The 408-nt window shown below is 65.9% G+C and carries 1 protein-coding gene; it reads left to right on the top strand.

Translation table 11 applies throughout. From position 1 onward, the window contains the following. The coding region (locus EN893_RS37805) for an aminotransferase class I/II-fold pyridoxal phosphate-dependent enzyme (protein ID WP_128362351.1) at nucleotides 1–326 on the top strand (326 nt) is incomplete at its 5' end. Nucleotides 327–408: the final 82 nt, after the last annotated feature.

Raw genomic sequence — 408 nt, 5'->3', positions numbered from 1 at the left:
GTGCGGCGGCCGTGCGCATCGTGCTCGAAGATGCCGCCTTGCGCGCCGACTGGGAAGCCGAACTTGAAGAGATGCGGCTGCGCATGCTCAGGCTACGCGTGCAGTTCGCCGAGGCGCTGCGCCGGCAGTCGAATTCCGACCGTTTCGATTTCGTCGCCAGCCATCGCGGCATGTTCTCCCGCCTTGGGCTCACGGAAGCGCAGGTCGAGCGACTGCGTGCCGAGCACGGCGTCTACATGGTCGGCGACAGCCGCATCAATGTCGCCGGCCTGCCCGAGGACGGCATGGACGAACTCGCCAAGGCGATCGTTTCGGTTCTTGATTGACGCGGCTTGTCTGTGGACAAGGCTTCCGCGCCGGCTGACAGCGTTAGCCGCGCGGCCGGTCGCGGGATAGCATCCGATAGAC

The sequence above is a fragment of the Mesorhizobium sp. M7A.F.Ca.CA.004.04.2.1 genome, assembly GCF_004022825.1.
Taxonomy (GTDB): Bacteria; Pseudomonadota; Alphaproteobacteria; order Rhizobiales; family Rhizobiaceae; genus Mesorhizobium.
Note: the sequence above shows the minus strand (reverse complement) of the source record. Positions and strands in the feature narration are given on the sequence as shown.